Here is a 20,111-nt window from a genome sequence, read left to right as displayed (position 1 = left end):
GATTCCTAACTATTTAATCGCTGAAGTTGTTTGGCTAAAATTCCTATTTGCTTTAATTTACTTTCTAATTGTGCGTTCCAAGGTACTCCAAAACACAAACGCATAGAATTATTATATTGGTCTTGCAAGGTAAACATACGTCCAGGAGCGATGCTAATTCCCCGTTTGATTGCAGCATCATAAAGCTCAATGGTATCGATTTTATCTCCAAATTCAATCCAAAGAGAAAGTCCTCCTTGAGGTTGACTAATCTTCACGTCTTTTGGAAAACTTTGCTGTATCACCCTTGCGTAATTTTGATAATTCAAATAGAGCTTTTGACGAAGATTTTTCAAATGCTTATCATATTTACCAGACTTCAAGAAGTTGGCAACGGCCTCTTGTTCTAAAGAGGACGAAGAAATGGAATGAACCAATTTTACGTTTAGTACCTTATCCTTGTACTTACCAGGAGCAACCCACCCTACTCGAAACCCCGGAGCTAAAGTCTTGGAGATCGAACTACACCAAAGTACATTTCCAGTGGTGTCAAAACTCTTACAACAATTTGGTCGATGCCCTGTAAAACACAAGTCTCCATAAACATCGTCTTCAATAAGAGGTATATCCTGAGATGCCAACAGTTCAACTACTTCTTTCTTATTCTCATCTGGCATACAGCTACCAACAGGAGTATTGTAATTAGAAATTAGGATACAGATATCTATTTTATCGATTACTTCCTTTAAAGCCTCTATCTTAATCCCTGTTCTGGGGTGTGTAGGTAGTTCAAACACTTTGAGCCCAAGACCTAATGCCAACTGTAAGATTCCCGGATAACACGGGCTTTCAATGGCAACTGTGTCCCCTGGTTTACTCAAAGCCATCAAACAAAGCGCCACAGCATTCATACCTCCATTAGTGGTAATCAAATCTTCTTCCTTTAAATTTGCTCCCCACGTAAGTGATCGCATAGCAACCATCCTCCTTAAATTAGCATTTCCCTCCACTCGATCATACTGTACTCCTCCAGTAGGCAATGCCCTTGTGGCTTGAACAATCTCCTTTTTAAGCTGTGAAATAGGCAGCATATCACCATAGGCCACAGTATAGGATAACAACAAGATATCCTCACGACCTATATTGGCATATACCTTTTGTAAAATATCATTAGGCTCACAGTGGTTTGCCAATAATATTGGATTACTCTCCCCCGGAAGAGGTAGATCTTTATAACTGAGTTTACTTGCAAAATACCCACTTTGAGGCTTGGCATAAATCAGCGATTGAGATTCCAATTCCAAAAATACTCGTTTAGCAGTATTCATACTAATCTCGTATTCAGCACAAAGCATACGAACAGAAGGAAGCTTATCTCCCTCTCTTATAATTCCATTTCTAATCTGCGAAGCTAAATTCTCTGCAATCTCACTATACAAAAAGCTTTTACTCATAATTACCAACTAACTGTGTCCATACAAATATACAAAACTGATACTGTGCGAATCCTATTTCTTACCTTAATTTTGTATCAAATAAAAAAAGACAATGGAACAAACTGGCATTTTAGATGCAAAAACGAAATCATCCAGTGGGTGGTTAAATGGATTTATTGGTGTATTGTTATTCGCTGGGTCAATGCCTGCTACCAAAATGGCTGTAAAAGATTTGGACCCTATATTTGCCACGGCAGCAAGAGCAGTGATTGCTGCAATCTTAGCCCTTGCCTGTGTACTATTTTTCAGAGAGAAAAGACCTACAAAAGCACAGTTATGGCCTTTGATTAAAGTAGCAATCGGTGGAGTGATTGGTTTTCCTCTGCTAACAGCTATGGCACTGCAATACATCAGTTCTGCTCATTCATTGGTATTTATGGGAATGCTACCTTTATCAACTGCAGTATTTGCAGTGTTTATTGGCAAAGAAAAACCTAAGCCAATCTTTTGGTTATTTTCTTTACTTGGAAGTGCCTTAGTAATTGGATTTGCCTTTTCGCAAGGAGTAAGCGCAAATCCTGTAGGGGATATTTTGATGATCTTAGCCATTATTCTATGTGGGCAAAGCTATGCCGAAGGAGCGAAATTATCGAAAACCTTAGGGGGGTATCAAGTCATATCATGGGCTTGTATTATTTCCCTTCCCTTGACTATTCCCATAATGATTTACACTTTGCCTACTGAGTTAGCAAGCGTGGGTGGAGAATCTTGGTTTGGCCTTTTCTACATTTCAGTAATCAGTATGTTCTTAGCCTATATATTTTGGTACAAAGGTTTGGCTCAAGGAGGAATAGCTACAGTTGGACAAATCCAACTGCTTCAGCCGCTACTGGGAATGATATTAGCCGCTAGTGTTTTACACGAAAAAGTAAGTTCAGAAATGCTCTATATTACCTTTGGAGTCATTCTATGTGTGGCTGCGAGTAAGAAATTTGCCAAATAGATTAATTTTTCTCTTCAATTATTATATACACTTTACTAACCAAAAAGGCACTGCTTAAAATAAGCAGTGCCTTTTTACTTTTTCTGAATATAAGTTCTACAAACAAGGATTCTAAAATTATTTGCCCTTTATTAAGTAACCACGTAATCCTGGTTTGGCAATAAAATAATAGGCAGTGGCATCTCAGACAGCTCGCTTAGAGAATACTCAATATTAGCACACATCTGATCCAAAGCTAAATCGTTTTCCTCCATTCCGAAAGGCTCAGATATTTCTTCCACTACTGCATCAAGTACAATAAAAGTATAAGCGACAAAAGTGACGAAGAAAGGCATGGCCCAGACAATAGAGTCAATTAAACCAAAAGGCAGAATAAAACAATAGATATAAACTGTTCGATGCAAAATTACAAAGTAAACAAACGGTATCTTAGTATGAACAATGCGTTCACATGCACCAAGAACGATTGAAAGTTGATCTATATTCTGATCAATACGAGCTTGAGTAATCGTATCTAAGCGTCCTGCTCTTTGTTGAGCCGCAATCCAACTTGTAAGCTCATGTAATAAATAAGCAGGTTTGAAGCGCTTTGTTAGCATCGTCTGATACACCTGTGGTGTTAAGTACTTTTGGAGTGTTTCATAATCTGTCTTGCCTCTTAATTGTTTATTCAAGGCATAACAAAATGCTATGATAAGTTTAATGCCCTCTTTCTTGTCCTCTTTGGTAAAAGAGTTTGATTCAGCAATGTAATTCTGTATTTGAAATGCTAATGAGCGGGTATGGATTACCAAACTCCCCCACTGTTTTCTACCTTCCCAAAAGCGATCGTAAGCAGCATTGTTACAAAAACCTAAGAAAATAGCTAATGAAATACCCACTAAAGCAAATGCTCCAACATTTAAAGGAATGATGATCTCAGGAAAATAATACCTCGCAAAATATACAATCCAAGAAAATCCAAAGATAAAAAGTAAAGTGGGGTATATTTTTTTTAGGACTGACCCTTTCCAGGTAAAAAGCATTTGAAGGATATGCTTTTTGTTTCTAACAATCATATTGGTTTGAGTTTTAAGTACCACAAAGGTAAAGCGAAAACATAAAAAAAGCTACTTATTTGTTGGATAAGTAGCTCTAATTGATGCCTCTAAAAACATCTAACAACAATAATTTATCATATACTTCATAACCCTATTTTATACAGGATTATAAAATACGGCGTTCACTTTTACTTGTTATAAAAAGTTTATTTTAGTAAATATATTAAAATAATTTGATTTTCACACTATTTGTTGCTTAATCATTTGCTTTTTTCAACAAAAAAAGAGTAAACAAATAAGTATCAATATTTTAAATATCCCTAAAAAGCAAGGTCGCCATTTGTCACAAGACACAGCCTTTAATTCAAGCTATGTGAATACATCACCTAAGCTACACATTAACTTCACCTACTTTAAATCAGAATAAATAACAACCTTTTATCTTTCCATTTTACTTTTAAAAACAATATTTTAATGATTATTGCTTAATTTCGCAACCAATATATACTAACAATTTTTAAAATAAATGGAAAACGCACAAGACAAAAAGGAAAGACAAATTACATTGTTTCAATCGCTAATCCCCGTAGTTATCTTAGTAGCTATGTTAGCTGTGAATGTATTTGTATTCCGGGATGACGCCTTGTCGGGAACCAATCAGTTTATTTTAATCATAGGGGGGGCTATTGCAACTGTTATTGGCGTGTACAATAATGTGTCTTATGACAAGATACTAAAACAAGTCACACACAATATCAGAGATACCAGTAACGCCATTTTTATATTATTATTAGTAGGAGCGCTATCGGGTACATGGCTACTAAGTGGGATCATTCCCAGTATGATTTACTATGGATTAAACATCTTACATCCTGCTATTTTCTTGCCAGCTTGTGTGATTATCACCTCGATTATTTCCATTGCAACTGGAAGTTCTTGGACAACTTCTGCTACAGTGGGAATTGCCTTAGTCGGTATAGGAAATGCATTAGGCATGCCATTAGGAGTTATTGGAGGGGCAATTGTATCAGGAGCTTATTTTGGAGATAAACTCTCTCCTTTATCAGACACGACCAACTTGGCGCCAGTTATGGCTGGAACAGATCTGTTTACCCACATTAAATACATGTTATATACCACTGTACCTACTTACATAGTCACTTTAGGCTTGTTTGTTGTATTGGGGTTAGTCTATGGAACTGAAGGTAATATAGACACTGCAGAGACCTTAGCTGCCATTGCAGATACCTTCCACATTACACCGTGGTTATTTATCGTACCCGTTGTTGTAATTCTACTAATTATCAAAAAAGTACAATCAATCGCAGCCCTTTTAATCGGAGTATTGTTAGGTGCAGTATTTGCTTTGATATTCCAACCAGATATCGTCGTAGCAGTATCTGGAGCAGAAACATTTAACTTCTACAATGCATACAAGGGAGTTATGTTAGCCCTTACCACAGATATTAAGATTATTTCCCCATTAGAAAGTCTCAATGCCTTATTCGAGGCTGGAGGAATGGCCAGTATGCTAAATACCGTATGGCTTATTCTTTGTGCTATGTTATTTGGAGGAGCTATGGAAGCGATAGGCGCACTGCAAAAAATATCACAAGCACTACTTAATATTGCAAATAATATATTTGGGTTATTCGCCAGCACTGTAGCAAGTTGTTTAGCAATTAACGTCATGACTTCAGACCAATATTTATCGATTGTTGTACCTGGAAAGATGTTTGCGGATGCTTACAAGACAAAAGGATTGGCGCCAGAGAACTTAAGTAGAACACTTGAAGATTCTGGAACAGTAACTTCAGTACTGATCCCATGGAACACTTGTGGAGCCTATCACGCAGGAGTATTAGGTATTCCAACTATGACTTACCTACCCTATGCATTCTTTAACTACCTAAGCCCGTTTGTAACACTCTTATACGCGGCACTGAACTTTAAAATTCGCAAGCTAATTAGCGCAGATAAGTAGACAAGAACAAAGGTAATATATCTGTATAAGCACGTACCTACACCCAAATGCAAGGTTGAGGTTACGCTAACTAAGCTACATGATCACTGTTAATCTATACTTGCTTATAGCAACTAAATTATATAATACAAAAGCCCAAGCAAATGCTTGGGCTTTTGTATTATGGATCTACTACCGCTAAACACGCTCTTTGCCTTCTGCCAGAGCAATCACCTTACCTATAGACAAACCAGCTGGCCTTATCACTTTAAAAAAGGCTCAACAAGAATGACAACCTTAGCTTAAAGTCAGATTTTTGATAATTTACTAAAAAGCTAACAATGAGGCCATAAAAGTAACGATAACTAATAATTAGCATTTATATAACACTTAGTTAGTTTGTAAAATCGCAATTTCTTTATATATTTAAAAAGTCAAAACAGAATACAGTAAAAAAATATTTAGACAAGGGTAAAATAGATATTTATTATAGTATGATAAAAAACAATAATCAAACTTAATAGATATAACCTAAAATGTGTTCTACATTTGCAATAGAAAAATAAGAGAAATCAATATTAACTTTAAAAAATAATTATTATGTCTTTAGTAGGTAAAAAATTTCCAAATATCACAGTTGATGCAATGTCTGAAATGGGAGATGATTTAAGAATCAACATTTTTGAGGAAGCAACAAAAAACAATAAAAAAGTATTATTATTCTGGTACCCAAAAGACTTTACTTTTGTATGTCCTACAGAATTACACGCTTTCCAAGCAGCATTACCTGAGTTCGAAAAAAGAAACACTATGGTAATTGGAGCTTCTTGTGATACAAACGAAGTACACTTTGCATGGTTAAACACAGCAAAAGACAACGGTGGTATCGAAGGTGTAACTTACCCAATCTTAGCTGATACACAAAGAAACTTATCTTCAGTATTAGGAATTTTAGACGTAGAAGAAGAAGTTTACAGCGAGGAGTATGATGCAGTTCAAATTGCAGGTTCTAACGTAACTTTCAGAGCTACTTACCTTGTAGATGAGACTGGAAAAATCTTCCACGAATCAGTAAACGATATGCCACTTGGTAGAAACGTAAACGAATACATCAGATTAATCGACGCTTATACACACGTTCAAACTCACGGAGAGGTATGTCCTGCAAACTGGGAAGAAGGTAAACAAGCGATGAACGCTGACAGAAAAGGTGTTGCTGAGTACTTAAGCAAAAACTAATCTGTAAGATTACATCACAGAGTATAAACGATTAAATAAAAATAAAATGCTTTTAGAATTAGATAAAGACAATTTACAAGAAATTGTAAATTCAAACGATAAAGTAGTAGTTCAATACGCTGCATCTTGGTGTGGTAACTGTAGAATTATGAAACCGAAGTTTAAAAAATTGGCTGGTGAGAAACAGAACATGACATTTGTAATTGCAGATGCTGAGAACTTCCCTGAGTCAAGACAATTAGCCGACGTAAGTAATTTACCTACATTCGCTACATTCGTTAACGGAAAATTAGTAAACCAAGCTCAAACAAACAAAGCAGAGGTTTTAAACGATTTAGTAAACGAAATTGCATAATTTCAGAAAAACACAATTAGAATGAAATTACCTGTTATCAAACATTTGACTCAATTCATTGAGGACAATGACCAAGATTATATCATTGAAACTATCGAAGTATTAGAAAACCTAACTGAAGTTCCTTCATTGAAAGACGAAGAATTAGATGTTATCGGGGAATTAATTTCTAATATGTACGGTGCCTTAGAGGTTCAAAAACTGATCAAAGAAGGTGCTACTCAAAAAGAAGCTCTTAACGGGTTTATGAAAAGAGTATTAGGATCAATTGACAAATAATTTATCAATACCAAATACACAAGGGTTCAACATTTTACGTTGAACCCTTTTTTTATGGAACACAAATAAGTAAAACTTTCACTATTGCGATGATTTCTCACAATAAAAACAAGTTTACATTGATATATTTTATATATTTTTGTGTAGTACTAAAAATTAAAATAATATGGCAAAAGTAACTTTAAAGAACAACGAAGTACACACTATAGGTGAACTTCCCGCTATAAACGCTATAGCTCCAGCATTTAACTTAGTAGGTGCTGGATTAGCTGATAAATCACTATCTGATTACAAAGGAAAAAGAGTAATACTCAATATCTTTCCAAGTGTAGATACAGGTACATGCGCAATGTCAGTAAGACATTTCAACGAATCTGCTGCTAAATTAGACAATGCAGTTGTACTTTGTATATCAAGAGATTTACCTTTCGCTCAAGATCGTTTCTGTGGGGCTGAAGGAATTAAAAACGTAGAGATGTTATCTGATTTTAGAGAAGGACAATTTGGAAAAGACTATGGCGTTTTATTTACAGACGGTCCTTTAAAAGGTCTTTTATCTCGCGCAGTAGTAATCATTGACCCACAAGGAAAAGTAGTTTACACAGAGCAAGTAGCCGAGACTACAAATGAACCAAACTATGAAAAAGCTTTGGCTGCATTGAAATAAAACATCACTAAAAAAACATATTTCTGTTATTGGTTGTACCATAACTCTCAAGAGCTATTTTATAACCAATAGCAGTTTTTTGTATTTTAACACAAAACACGAAGATTACAATTAGCCATATTGTCAATATATTTTGCGATGAAAAAAGAAAGTAAAACCAAAAAGACTACTACTACACAATCCGACAAAACAAATAAATCCGCTAACCCATTATTTAATATCAAATTCCTATTTCTAATACTTGTGGTTATCGCAGGTATTGCTTTAACAATAGGATTGTTTTCATATTTATTCACAGGTGTAGAGGATCAAAGTAACTTAGATGCTCTGGGAGATCGAACAGCTGCTGTAGCAAATACTACGGGTAAGATAGGCGCCTACTTTGGCCACCTACTCATTTACAGTGGTTTTGGAGTTTCCGCTTTATTTTTATGTAAGATTCTAATACACGCAGGAATCTATGGACTTTTTGGAATTAATAGAACTCGAATTAAAAACGTCATATTCTGGGATCTAACCTCAATGGTTCTTTTATCGCTTACATTGGGTTTCTTTGGATCCAAAAACCTGATTTTAGGAGGTATAGTTGGCTATGAAATGAATCTGTACTTTGTTGATTACATTGGTACTGTAGGTACTATTTTACTTATTATCTTCTTAGTTATTGTCTTTATCGTATTTAGATTTAAACCTTCTCCTGAAAAAATTAAAGCAAATCTGGAGAGCATTAAAAACAGCGTAAACAAGACAATTGAAAAGAGCAAAAAGGAAATTACTGACTTTAATATTGATACTCCAGAGAGTGTACCAACAAAGAGTCCAGAAAACTCCACTCCAGTAAAAGAAGAACACACTGATAATTTAGAGAAACTAATCACTGATAATTTAATTATAGAAAACGCAACTGAGACTCAATCACAGCCAGAAAGCCAAGGTGAAACTGCGCCAAAGCACTCTTTTACAATGGATCCAAAAGCTGTAAAACCAACTATAGAACACAGCTCAGAGTTATCATTAAAAAACAAAAAGCAAGAGGAAGATTCGTTTGAAGGAATGATTTTAGACACTCCAAATGACAATTTTGTTATTGAAGCAGCTAAAGATGAAGAGGTATTAGAGGAAAACTTAGCCGCTAAACTGGTACAAGACTTTGGGGAATTTGACCCAACACTTGAACTTTCAAAATATCAATTTCCTTCTATTGATATCTTAAAAGAGTATGGAAACTCTGGAATTACAATTGACCAAGAAGAACTGGAAGAAAACAAAAACAATATTGTAGAGACCTTAAAGAACTACAAAATTGACATTGCGCAAATTAAAGCTACTGTTGGACCAACAGTTACTTTATATGAAATAATACCAGAGGCAGGAGTTAGAATATCGAAGATTAAGAATCTTGAAGATGATATTGCCTTATCACTGGCTGCTTTAGGTATTCGTATCATTGCTCCTATTCCTGGTAGAGGTACCATTGGTATTGAGGTACCAAACACCAAGCCTTCAATTGTATCAATGAAAAGCGTTATTGCCTCACCTAAGTTTCAAAATGCAGAAATGGAACTCCCTGTTGCTTTAGGTAAGACCATTTCTAATGAAACATTTGTGGTAGACTTGGCGAAAATGCCTCACTTACTTATGGCAGGAGCCACAGGACAAGGTAAATCTGTGGGATTAAACGCCCTTTTAACTTCCCTACTGTACAAAAAGCACCCTGCAGAAGTTAAATTTGTGTTAGTTGACCCTAAAAAAGTAGAATTAACGTTATTTAATAAAATAGAACGCCATTATTTAGCTAAATTGCCTGATTCAGAAGATGCAATCATCACTGATAATACAAAGGTTATTAATACACTCAACTCCTTGTGTATAGAGATGGATAACCGCTATAGCTTGTTAAAAGACGCTATGGTGAGAAACATCAAAGAATACAACGAGAAGTTTAAACAACGCAAGTTAAATCCTGAACAAGGACATCGCTTTTTGCCTTATATTGTCCTTGTGATAGATGAGTTTGCAGATTTAATTATGACAGCAGGTAAAGAAGTAGAAACTCCTATTGCTCGTTTAGCTCAGCTTGCCCGTGCAATTGGAATTCACTTAATTATCGCAACGCAAAGACCTTCTGTAAACGTTATTACCGGGATTATTAAAGCTAACTTCCCTGCGCGTGTGGCCTTTAGAGTAACTTCTAAAATTGACTCGCGTACAATCTTAGATGGTCAAGGAGCAGACCAGCTAATTGGTAGAGGAGATATGCTATATACACAAGGTAATGACCTTGTACGGGTACAGTGTGCCTTTGTTGATACACCAGAGGTTGAGAAGCTAACTGAGTATATTGGATCTCAAAAAGCTTATCCAAGTGCATATCTACTACCAGAATACGTAGGAGAAGATGGTGGTGCAAGTAATCTTGATGTGGATATTAGTGAAAGAGATGCCTTATTCAAGCAAGCTGCTGAAGTAATTGTCATTGCACAACAAGGGTCTGCATCTTTATTACAGCGAAAACTCAAATTGGGTTACAATAGAGCAGGAAGACTTATTGACCAATTAGAAGCCGCAGGAATAGTAGGTCCGTTTGAAGGAAGTAAGGCCAGAAGCGTACTTATTCCAGATATTTTAGCCTTAGAGCAATTCTTTAGAGCTGAAGAAGAAAATATGTAAAACCTAAAACAAGGTATTTTTTATGAAAAAGTTAATTAGTTTATTATTTATAATTGCCATTTCACTTAGTAACACCTACGGCCAATCAAGCCAACGTGCGAAAAACTATCTAAATGAAGTAAGCAAGCGACTCTCAAATTACAAAAACGTGTCTATTGATTTTTCATATAGTTCACGCAATGACAAAGATGAGCAGTTAAACCAAGACACTAAAGGACATGTAGATATACAAGGAGATTTGTATCTACTGGAGTTTATGGGAATTAAAAAAATATATGACGGAAAGAAGATCTATACGATTTCATCTGAGGATGAAGAGGTAACTATTTCGAAATTCAACAAAGAAAAAAGCGATGGTATCTTACCTTCTCACCTACTTACTTTCTTTCAAGAAGGATTTACTTACCAATGGGATATATTAGCTAGTGTAAAGGGACGTCAAATTCAATACATTAAGCTATTTCCAATTGATGAGTCCTCAAGTATAAAAGAAGTCTTACTGGGTATAGATGACCAAAGCAAAGACATCTACACTAAGGTACAAACCAATAAAAATGGTACAAAAACTATCTTAACGGTTAATTCTTTTAAAACTAATCAGAGTATATCAAAAAATCATTTTACCTTTACCGAGTCTCAGTACCCAAATTATTATATTAATAAAATAGATTAGTTTTTCTTTCTGTGAAAATAATAGATCGATATATTTTAAAGAGCTTTGTAACAACACTAACTACAGTGTTTGCTATTCTGTACTTCATATTTATTCTACAAGCAGTTTGGTTATTTATCACTGAATTAGCAGGTAAAGACCTTGATGTATTTGTTATTATCAAATTCTTATTGCTCTACTCGCCAAAGATGGTGCCACTGGTATTGCCCTTATCGGTATTATTATCCTCAATTATGACCTTTGGTAGCTTGGCTGAGAATTACGAATTTGCTGCAATGAAAGCCTCAGGAATATCTCTTGGTCGCGCTTTAAGACCACTCTCGATATTTATCAGTGCGTTAGCCTTATTATCTTTTTGGTTTGCAAATAACGTGATTCCAAAAGCGGAATATGAGTTTATTAACTTGCGCCGAGAAATTGTAGCGGTAAAACCAGCTATGGCAATTGCACCTGGACAGTTTACTGACTTGGGAACATCGAATATTAAAGTAGATAAAAAAACAGGAGACAAAGGACAATATCTCGATAATGTTACCATGCATATTCGCGGAAACGGCGGCTATAAAAACGAAGTAGTGATTCGCTCTGTCAATGGTGAATTGGCCACTTCCGAGACCACCAACTTATTACAGTTACAACTATTTGACGGAAATTACTACAGAGATATTCCACATAAGACATATCAAGATGCCAATAAAATGCCTTTTATGAAGGTGAAATTTGACAAATACACTGTCAATATGGATATGGCTGAACTGAACAAAACAGAAGATCCTGAGAGAGTAACGAATACTTATCACATGCTTAATATTAGCCAATTAAGCTATACCTTAGATTCGTTAAACAATGAAGTAGTCGCAAGTAAAATATCTAATTCGGATAACCTTACCTTGAGATTAAAATCACTGTATGATAGTAATAAAGCCACTGATACTACAGATCAAGATGACAATCACTCGCAAGAAGCTTCTATAGATTCAACAAAGTCTAAAACCGCATACTTAGAGGTTGCACCAGATAAAATACTTGAGCAGTTCAATAAAACGGAAAAAACAAGAATATTGACCACTGCCAATGAATATGTAAGTAATCTTATGTTTAATACCGAAACCAATGACGCTACGGTATTAAATCAAATGAAAAAGATTAACGACCATTACTTGGCACTAAACGAAAAGTTTGTCATAGCTTATTCGTGTTTCTTAATGTTCTTTATCGGAGCACCCCTTGGGGCTATCATCCGAAAAGGAGGTGTAGGATTACCTATGGTTTTTGCGGTAATTATCTTTATTACTTACCACTTTATCAATACCTTTGGTAAAAAAGTAGCTCAAGAGGATGGTATGTCACCAATATTGGGCTCTTGGATCGGAGCACTTGTGCTCACTCCCCTAGCTGTCTTCGTTACCTACAAAGCTACGGCCGATAATGGAGAAGTAAACTTTGGGGCTGTATTTGAGCCATTTGTCGATGCCTTTGTTTGGGTAAAAGAGAGAATAAAAGCTTTCTTTGGCCTTATCAAGACTAAAATATTTGGCAAAGAAATAGATAACAAGGAATTATAAACAACAAAAAAACAACTATAATGTCACACAATCACATTCAATTAAACACTATTGAGGAAGCTATCGAAGATATTCGTCAAGGAAAAGTAGTCATAGTGGTAGATGATGAGGATCGTGAAAACGAAGGTGATTTTATCGCCGCTGCAGAAATGGTTACTCCAGAGATGATTAATTTCATGGCTACCTATGGTAGAGGTCTTATCTGCGCTCCCCTAACCCAATCAAGATGTAAAGAACTTGACTTACATCCAATGGTAACAAACAATACAGTTCTTCACCAAACTGCCTTCACGGTAACTATTGACTTAAAAGGTCATGGTTGTACAACCGGTATCTCGGTTCACGATAGAGCTAAAACGATAGAGTCATTAGTAAAAGAAGATACTAAGGCTGAAGACTTAGGCCGTCCAGGTCATATTTTTCCACTAATCGCCAAAGAAGGTGGTGTATTAAGAAGAACAGGACATACTGAGGCTGCTGTTGACCTTGCTCGTTTAGCGGGATTAAAACCTGCAGGAATATTAGTTGAAATTTTAAATGAAGATGGTTCTATGGCTCGTCTTCCTCAATTAATGGAAGTGGCCAAACAATGGGACTTGAAGATTATATCAATTGAAAATCTTGTGGCTTACCGCATGAAGCACGATAGTTTAATCGAAAAGAAAGAAGATTTTGAAGTAGATACGCGCTTTGGTAAATTTAGATTAAGAGCATATCAGCAAAATACAAATCAACAAGTGCATATAGCTTTGACAAAAGGAGATTGGCAAGAGAATGAAGCTGTTTTAACACGCATAAACTCAATGATTGGCAATAACGATATCTTGGACGCTTTAAGTGGTAAACTTGATAAGCGCATTGAAGCTGCATTTGAAAAGGTAAATCAACAAGGTAAAGGAGCTATATTATTTATCAATCAAGAAGAATTAAGTTCAAGTTTGCTTAAAAGATTAGCCTTGATCAAAGAACAAGGAGCTTGTCTTAATATGGATACACCTAAACTTGCTGCGGATCAAAAGGATTTTGGTATCGGGGCACAAATTCTACACGATTTAAAAATCGGAAAAATCAACTTGATGACTAATTCTGAACAAGCCAAAAGAGTTGGTATGACTGGCTATGGCTTGGAAATTGAAGATTATATTAAATATTAATAGACCAATAATCTTTTCAATATAAAGCACTTAGAAAATAAGCGTAAAAAAAGTATATAATTTCTTTTATTTTCTTTTGCACAAACGAACAAAAGCTCTATATTTGCACTCGCAATACAGAACAAGAGAGTTCGACTGGAGAAATGGCAGAGTGGTCGAATGCGGCGGTCTTGAAAACCGTTGACTGTAACAGGTCCGGGGGTTCGAATCCCTCTTTCTCCGCTGAAAAGCCCGATAACACTCGTTATCGGGCTTTTTTATGCTTTATTGCTCCCTTCTTTTACTAAACCAGATTCCGCATTAGCCAAATACTACACTAATTAGGTGCACGAAATAAACTTTATTTATTGCGCACCTTTCTACTTTATTATGAATAAATTTAACTGAATAAAAAAACGTCAGCCTAACATAAATAAGCTGACGTTTTTATTGTTTACAAAGTAGTATTGAAAATCCCTTACTAAAACGAGTTTTTCAATTTTATACTTAATTAGTTTCTTTTTTACTTACTTTATTTATTCTCTCTTGAATATCTTTCCAATCATAATAATGAAATACTTTACCGTTACTCATCATTACCAGCATACCTTGATTAAAAATATTACTCACCCCTAAAGAAGTTACCTCTAAGCCATCACATTCAATTGCAGAAACAGGTATCTTAGCAATTAATCTGTGTTCATGAGGGTTTCCCTGTTCACCTTCCCTAGGATAAATTAAAATTGAATTATCTTGTTGATCTGAAACAATAATATACCCCGAATTAGCATCTTTTTTATAAATAGCTATTCCTTCATGATCTCTCTTAGCATCACCTTTAACAAAGAAAGCCAACTCTTCATTTCCTTTTTCTGGATCAGCATAGTATTTGCGCAATCCTGCTGTTTCATCAGAGTAATAGACGTAACCTAGCTCCTGGTCTACTGCAATAGCTTCTATTTCTTTTTTTCCGCTATAAACACCAAACTTTCTTTTTAACACCAAATTTATCTGACCTTCCTTATTCGCTTGCAGAGCATATTGCCATAAATACTCATTAGAAGGGCCACTTTTACGTCCTACAATAGCATAGATTTGCTTATTATCATCCTCTTTCTTTTCATATAAAGCGATTCCCATTGGTTCATTATACCCATCCTCTACTTCTCCTTCAAAAACTTTTAAACCACCTTGATCAATTGGCGTTAACTCTGGCAATTTAAAAATTCTTATTGCATTTGCATTTCTCTCTGTAACAACAGCAATATCAATCACCATATCTTTATACAAAAAACCATAAGCAATATCAACATTATTTGGACGTGCCATATCAATAAACTTATGTACGATTTTACCTTGTAAGTCATATGCATATACTCCTCCTCCATCTTCTTTGTCTGTTCCTATAATTAAGCTTTTAGATTGATCTATTGGATTAATCCAAATAGCAGGATCATCTGTATCAAAAACTGTTTGCTCTGTAACAATTGTTGGCTGAATAGCATCTGGGGCTATAGGAGCTAACTTATCTTTACAACTACTCAATAATCCTAAGACCGCTAAAGAGTATAAAAATCTATATTTCATTATTTCTACTTTTTTATTTGATGTGTAAATAAAACCTTTGCTTCTTTCTTACCTGCTTGAACTACCTGAACTATTAATTCATTATCTAAAATAGTGAAAGTCATAAAACCTGGTTCTGCAGCGGCAAAAATGGTATGCTCCATATCTCCAGAAGCTCGAACTTCACTCGCTGCACCAGAAAGAAATTGTGTGGTATAACGATGTTTAGGCTTGATAATTTGCAGGTCATGTTCATGTCCACATATATAAGCATCTACTTTATGTCTATCAAAAAAATCCGCAAACTTTAAAGCAAAACCTTGTGTATCTTTATTTTCTTTACGCTTTCCTCCACTGTACATTGGATGATGTCCTACTACAATCTTCCATTTTATAGTATCATCTTCTTTACCTAAAGTTTCTTCAAGCCATTTCATTTGTTGTTCGGTGTCTTGTTGTCGTAAATCACCGTATTTACTTCTCTTGTGATAACTTTCTATAAATGGATTTGTATCCATTACTACTAACAATACCTTCTCACCATTATCTAATTTAAACTCTTTACTATAATAACGGTCTGGCATATTCCAACGTCTACTAATATTAGTATAATCTATTTGTGCTTGAACATTACCTAAATAATCATGATTTCCCAAAGCTACATACCAATCAGCATATAAAGATGGATTAGTATATATACTCTCAAACGAAGATATCCAATGATAATCGCTTGTGCTAGCAACTCCATTTGGGTAAAAATTATCACCTACTGATACTACAAATTCACCATCTAATACTACCATTGCATTTCCCATTTCTCTAGCCACATCTTTCTGGTAATAATCCCCTACACGTCCAAAATCTCCCATGACAATAAAGTTAAAACTATTCTCTTTGTGAGTTAAACTTGGAATATTACTTCCTGTATACCCCGTACTTTTTTCATATTCAAAAGGAGTCTGTGCTTGTATTGTAGCAGTACAAACTGCTAATAATAAACTATATATTATTTTTTTCATGATAGATTGTATAATAAAACTAGGGCGAATATTCTTCGCCCTAATTTCTATAGATATTTATTTATTAGAAATCAAACTTAAGTCCTAAAGTAAATTTAGGTTGGTAATACTCCATTTGTTTTACTCTATGACTCACTCCTTGATAATATCTTAGGGGTTGATTAGTCAAGTTATTTGCTTCAGCAAACACACGTAAATATGAAGTTATTTTATACGAAGCATTTGCATCCAAGAATAATTGTTTATCATAATAACTATCTTCAAAACTATTTCCTCCTAATGCATCTAAATAATCTGAAGAGTAATTTAATGATACACGGGCTGAGAAACGATCATTCTCCCAAGACAACGAACCATTAAACATATGCGGCGCTGCACCAGGTAACTCCATGTTTTTTCTTATCTCTCCATCTTCATTAGCTATTCCCTTAGCTTCTGTATATGTATAAGTATAATTCACATAGACTCCTAGACCTTTCCAAAATTTACCAGGTATAAAATCAAATTGTCTTTGAAAAGCCACCTCTACTCCAAACAAGTTTACTTGGTCTCCATTTCTTTGTTGCATAAACTTCCATTTGTCCTCTGATTGAATAGGATTAACTTGTCCGGGAAACAACTCGTTAAAGTTCTCATGTGTAAAAGAATCAGATCTATAGTTATAGATAAAATCTTTTAAGTTCTTATAAAAAACACCAGCAGAAAACATTCCTACAGATTGAAAATATTTTTCTGCCATTAAATCAAAGTTATAAGCATAAGTTGCCTTTAAGTCTGGGTTACCTGCAGATACCATATTATCTTGAGATACCACATTAATATATGGAGCTAAGGCATAATAGTCAGGTCTAGCTAAAGCAGTCGTAAAGGCTGCTCTATAAATCCAATCTGAATCTGTCTGATATTTAAAAGTAACACTAGGCAATACATTAGTATAATTATTTGTATTACTAACCTCTCCTATTAAGTCGCTTTCATCTACAATATGATTACCTGTATAATCTATACTTGTATGTTCAATTCGAGCTCCCAATATCATAGATAATTTCTCATTGAAGTCTTGATCCCAACGAATATATCCTGCATATATATTTTCTTTAGCTTTATAGTTTAAAGCTAAATATTTTCCTGGCACTGCCTCCTTCTTAAATAAATTAGAATTGTATAAATCTAATCCTCCTAAATATTGATTTGAAGCAAAATGTCCTGGAACATATTTACTACCTGGTTGAAAACCAGATCCATCATAATAACTACCAGGTACAGTAGCTAAATTGCCAATGGTATTCGTTCCTATTGGAGAGAACTCATAGAACATATTCTCTCTCTTTTTATCTTTTAGTCGAAGACGACCTCCGAATCTTAGACGTCCTTTTTGATCTTCAATAACAGAAAAAGGAACTCGAAAATTCAATTTAGCACCAAACTCACTATCCTTTGTGAATTTATCAGTTTCTGATAACTTTCTCAATGAAAAATTATCTGGTCGATCTCCTAATGCAGTTACTAGTGGATATTTTCCATTAGTTAAATCTTCTTGCATTGCAACTTTCTTATTTTGAAAATCTATATAACGTTCTCCTGGACGATCTTCTGATGCACGTGAATAGTTAACAGACCAATCCATATCTAAATTACTAGACCATAAATGCGTTCCACTTAATGCATAATTCTGGATTCTTTGATCTTCTAAACGAGTGTTTTTATTTCTATTATTATCAAGTCCTCCCTTTGTTTCTCTTCTTATATCGCCTGTAAACCCAGTGATATTGTTGTCTTGATCATACTCTGGCTTAATACCTCTGTAACGCACACGATAACGATTCTCTCTGTCATCTCTCCAGTTATACATTGCACTAGCATAGATAGTATGATTATCATTAATCTTATAATCAAAAGCACCTGAGAAACTACGACGAACACGTTGTACATCGTACTTACGAATGTCATATTCGCTCATATAAATATTGTCATACTTATCCTTACTCCATACTCCCTCCACATTATCTGATCCATAATTATTACTATTATAAGAACCACTTAAGATCATTCCGAATTTAGAATCTAAAAAACGATTACCATACACAAAACTTCCTATATAATTTCCTTTGTCTCTTATAGGGTTAAGTCCACCTGCTAGAGTTGCCGAAATACGCTCTCCATAAGGTGAAGCACGAGTAATCAAATCAACAGATCCTCCTATGGCATCAGCATCCATATCAGGTGTTAAGGTTTTATTTACTTCTATAGAAGATATCATATCCGCAGGAATTAAATCCATCTGAACATTTCTATTATCTCCTTCTGCTGAAGGAATTCGGTCCCCATTTAATGTAACAGAATTTAAACTAGGAGCTAAACCACGGATAACTATATCACGAGCTTCTCCTTGATCATTTTGCATTGTGATTCCTGGTACACGTTTTAGAGCATCACCAATATTAGAATCAGGGAAACGCCCTACTTGGTCTGCTGAAATAACATTAGTAACATTAGCATTATTCATCTGTTGATTTAATGCTTTAGCTTGTCCTTTTAAACGTTCTCCTATTACTACAATACCTTCTAAGGTTTCTACATCTGTTGAAAGACTTAAATTAATAACTTTATTATGTCCTGAACTCACTTCTACTTCTTGTTCTACTGAAGTATAGCCAATATAACTTACTGATAAGACATATTTCCCTTCTGGAATATTTAAAAACTCATAATACCCATTATTGTTACTTACCGTATATTGCTTGCCATTATCTAATAAAACAGCTGCACCTGGTAATGAACTCTTATCACCAGAGTCTATTACTCTTCCTGACACAATTCCTTTTTTAACACTATTATTTTGTCCTTGTATTGGTATTGCAAAACAAATTGCAAATAAGAAAAATAAGTACTTTAATTTCATAATAATAACATTCTTTAATTTCATAATAATAACATTGAATAGTTTTGCTAGCAAATTTAGTATCAACCTATCAAGTCAATGTTTAGTTAATATTATTAATAAACAAATTACTATATTTTAAAATAGATATAAAATAAACGAAAATAGAATCAATAAAAAACCATATATCTAAATAAACATACTTTAATTCAACAAATCCACACACAATTACTAAAATTACCAATCAAACCAACATTAACGATTTATTAATTATCTATTCCAACGTTAATTTACTGAAAACAACAAGCCCTTATAGGATATCTATAAGGGCTTGTTTATACATAAAAAAACTTATCTAATTAATTACTTTTATTCTCAATAGACACACCTTCTAGGGCAGGATCATTAACTAAAGCATACGAAGTATATTTTCTGATAGGAACTATTTCCTTCTTACTTTCCACACCATTCTCACCCTTAATCGTTATGAACTGTTTACCTTCACTAGTTAAACTTATAGCAGATCCAAATGTAGATGTTAAAAAATTTTATCAATGGGAAAGTATGGTTTTCTTTTTTAATGGTAAAAATATTAGAATATCAGACCTTCAAGGTTATCATGAAGTTCTTGAGTTAAAAAAAA

15 protein-coding genes and 1 tRNA gene are annotated in these 20,111 nt (G+C 34.6%); 11 read left to right on the top strand and 5 right to left on the bottom strand.

Annotation, left to right across the window (positions count from 1 at the left end; all coding sequences use genetic code 11):
* Window positions 1-5: 5 nt before the first annotated feature.
* Window positions 6-1,433, bottom strand: coding sequence for an aminotransferase-like domain-containing protein (locus NWE55_RS12840; RefSeq protein WP_155092302.1), 1,428 nt, complete (start codon window positions 1,431-1,433; stop codon window positions 6-8).
* Window positions 1,434-1,527: 94 nt separating this feature from the next.
* Between NWE55_RS12840 and NWE55_RS12835 the strand changes: the two genes are divergently transcribed.
* On the top strand, window positions 1,528-2,418 hold the full coding sequence (locus NWE55_RS12835; protein WP_155092303.1) for a DMT family transporter: 891 nt from the start codon (window positions 1,528-1,530) through the stop codon (window positions 2,416-2,418).
* A 131-nt stretch (window positions 2,419-2,549) separates the two neighbouring features.
* Here NWE55_RS12835 and NWE55_RS12830 read toward each other — a convergent pair whose 3' ends face one another.
* The gene (locus NWE55_RS12830; RefSeq protein ID WP_160339295.1) at window positions 2,550-3,476 is read right to left on the bottom strand and encodes a bestrophin family protein; all 927 of its coding nucleotides are present in this window, start codon (window positions 3,474-3,476) and stop codon (window positions 2,550-2,552) included.
* A 508-nt stretch (window positions 3,477-3,984) separates the two neighbouring features.
* Between NWE55_RS12830 and nhaC the strand changes: the two genes are divergently transcribed.
* The 10 genes from nhaC to NWE55_RS12780 all read left to right on the top strand — a co-directional run bounded on the left by nhaC (window position 3,985) and on the right by NWE55_RS12780 (window position 14,245).
* A complete protein-coding gene (gene nhaC / locus NWE55_RS12825; protein ID WP_160339296.1) occupies window positions 3,985-5,442 on the top strand; it encodes a Na+/H+ antiporter NhaC in 1,458 nt (485 codons plus the stop codon).
* A 579-nt stretch (window positions 5,443-6,021) separates the two neighbouring features.
* The gene (locus tag NWE55_RS12820; protein ID WP_155092306.1) at window positions 6,022-6,660 is read left to right on the top strand and encodes a peroxiredoxin; all 639 of its coding nucleotides are present in this window, start codon (window positions 6,022-6,024) and stop codon (window positions 6,658-6,660) included.
* Window positions 6,661-6,706: 46 nt separating this feature from the next.
* Window positions 6,707-7,015: a thioredoxin family protein gene (locus NWE55_RS12815; RefSeq protein WP_155092307.1), complete on the top strand. Its 309-nt coding sequence runs from the start codon at window positions 6,707-6,709 to the stop codon at window positions 7,013-7,015.
* 21 nt (window positions 7,016-7,036) lie between these two features.
* Window positions 7,037-7,294, top strand: coding sequence for a DUF6952 family protein (locus NWE55_RS12810; protein WP_155092308.1), 258 nt, complete (start codon window positions 7,037-7,039; stop codon window positions 7,292-7,294).
* A gap of 166 nt (window positions 7,295-7,460) precedes the next feature.
* Window positions 7,461-7,961, top strand: a complete 501-nt coding sequence (gene tpx, locus NWE55_RS12805; RefSeq protein ID WP_155092309.1) for a thiol peroxidase — start codon at window positions 7,461-7,463, stop codon at window positions 7,959-7,961.
* 138 nt (window positions 7,962-8,099) lie between these two features.
* Complete coding sequence (locus tag NWE55_RS12800) at window positions 8,100-10,631, top strand: FtsK/SpoIIIE family DNA translocase (protein ID WP_258204151.1); 2,532 nt, start codon at window positions 8,100-8,102, stop codon at window positions 10,629-10,631.
* A gap of 22 nt (window positions 10,632-10,653) precedes the next feature.
* Window positions 10,654-11,304 (top strand): outer membrane lipoprotein periplasmic chaperone LolA1, encoded by a 651-nt coding sequence (lolA1, locus tag NWE55_RS12795; RefSeq protein ID WP_160340108.1) that lies wholly within the window; start codon window positions 10,654-10,656, stop codon window positions 11,302-11,304.
* An 11-nt stretch (window positions 11,305-11,315) separates the two neighbouring features.
* Window positions 11,316-12,869: an LptF/LptG family permease gene (locus NWE55_RS12790; protein ID WP_160340107.1), complete on the top strand. Its 1,554-nt coding sequence runs from the start codon at window positions 11,316-11,318 to the stop codon at window positions 12,867-12,869.
* Window positions 12,870-12,889: 20 nt separating this feature from the next.
* Window positions 12,890-14,023 carry a 3,4-dihydroxy-2-butanone-4-phosphate synthase gene (ribB, locus tag NWE55_RS12785; protein WP_155092312.1) on the top strand — a complete coding sequence of 378 codons (1,134 nt, stop codon included), beginning with the start codon at window positions 12,890-12,892 and terminating at the stop codon, window positions 14,021-14,023.
* 137 nt (window positions 14,024-14,160) lie between these two features.
* Window positions 14,161-14,245, top strand: a tRNA-Ser gene (locus NWE55_RS12780).
* A 264-nt stretch (window positions 14,246-14,509) separates the two neighbouring features.
* Here the strand turns inward: NWE55_RS12780 and NWE55_RS12775 are convergent.
* The 3 genes from NWE55_RS12775 to NWE55_RS12765 all read right to left on the bottom strand — a co-directional run bounded on the left by NWE55_RS12775 (window position 14,510) and on the right by NWE55_RS12765 (window position 19,513).
* Entirely contained in the window at window positions 14,510-15,589 is a 1,080-nt protein-coding gene (locus NWE55_RS12775; RefSeq protein WP_006259353.1) for a phytase, read from the bottom strand.
* 5 nt (window positions 15,590-15,594) lie between these two features.
* Window positions 15,595-16,587 (bottom strand): metallophosphoesterase, encoded by a 993-nt coding sequence (locus NWE55_RS12770; RefSeq protein ID WP_006259354.1) that lies wholly within the window; start codon window positions 16,585-16,587, stop codon window positions 15,595-15,597.
* Window positions 16,588-16,651: 64 nt separating this feature from the next.
* Complete coding sequence (locus tag NWE55_RS12765; RefSeq protein ID WP_258204150.1) at window positions 16,652-19,513, bottom strand: TonB-dependent receptor; 2,862 nt, start codon at window positions 19,511-19,513, stop codon at window positions 16,652-16,654.
* Between the last annotated feature and the right edge of the window lie 598 nt (window positions 19,514-20,111).

It is taken from the genome of Myroides albus, assembly GCF_024722315.1.
GTDB lineage: Bacteria > Bacteroidota > Bacteroidia > Flavobacteriales > Flavobacteriaceae > Flavobacterium > Flavobacterium album_A.
This window is presented reverse-complemented; position numbering and strand designations above follow the sequence as displayed.